Source organism: Oleiphilus sp. HI0066 (assembly GCF_001635725.1).
Genome location: NZ_LWFH01000094.1, coordinates 1 through 1,147, shown reverse-complemented (window position 1 = coordinate 1,147; position 1,147 = coordinate 1). Strand labels below are relative to the sequence as shown.

Sequence of the window (1,147 nt, the reverse complement as noted above, 5' to 3'; positions counted from 1 at the left end):
CGTTCGGCGGATGAAGTGTTTGCGGAATTCCCAGAAGATACCAGTACACCAGAAATTAATATCACCGTGACGGACGAAACAAAGTTTGAATTGATAGAAAAGCTTTGTGGGCGTGCTGCAGCATTTGAAGATGGGAGTGTCTCTACCATCGACGGATTACGTGTTGATTTTGCAGATGGGTGGGGGCTATGTCGCGCATCGAATACAACGCCGGTTTTGGTTCTCCGTTTTGAGGCAGACAACGAGTCGGCAATCGCACGCATTCAGGCGCGCTTTAAAGAGCAATTATTAGCTGTTGATAGCAGTTTAAATATCCCGTTTTAGTTAAGAGTTCGAATAAATGAGTTTAGATAAAGACAGTGCGATTCAAGTCGCTTCTGTATTGAATAAGGCTCTGCCTTATATCCAACGTTTCGCGGGTAAAACTATCGTTATTAAATACGGTGGTAACGCAATGGAAAACGAAGAGCTAAAAAACAGCTTTGCTCGTGATGTTGTGTTGATGAAATTGGTTGGTATTAATCCGATTGTTGTTCACGGCGGTGGTCCACAAATAGGTGATTTGTTAAGTCGTTTGAATATAGAAAGTCGCTTCGTTGATGGTATGCGTGTGACAGATGCTCAAACCATGGACGTCGTGGAAATGGTATTAGGTGGCTTGGTTAATAAAGAAATTGTAGCATTGATCAATCGCAATGGCGGTAAAGCAATTGGTTTGACGGGTAAGGATGCAGATTTTATTCGAGCTCGTAAGCTTGAGGTGAAGAGTGCTTCGCCAGAAATTCAGAAGTCCGAAATTATCGATATTGGCCATGTTGGGGAAGTTAGTCGAATCAACCCTGAAGCAATTGATATGCTTGTTCAAGGCGACTTTATTCCTGTAATTGCACCAATTGGCGTAGGCGAGAATGGCGTTTCTTACAATATTAACGCGGATCTTGTTGCTGGTAAGGTTGCGGAAGAACTGAATGCAGAGAAGCTGATTCTGCTTACCAATATCTCTGGTTTACAAGATAAACAAGGTGAGATTCTGACAGGGCTAAATACACAGCAAGTGGATGAATTGATAGCGGACGGCACGATTTACGGCGGTATGCTGCCGAAAATCGCTTGTGCTTTAAGTGCTGTGAGAAACGGTGTTAAAAGT

General features: G+C 43.2%; 1 protein-coding gene and 1 pseudogene. Both read left to right on the top strand.

The annotated features are described in order from the left end of the window. Positions 1-324 (top strand): annotated as a pseudogene (locus tag A3738_RS01490) (phosphomannomutase/phosphoglucomutase); the annotation flags it as partial. Positions 325-340: 16 nt separating this feature from the next. Beyond that, positions 341-1,147 (top strand): acetylglutamate kinase (argB, locus tag A3738_RS01485; protein ID WP_068763303.1); only part of this gene is annotated, 807 nt, incomplete at its 3' end.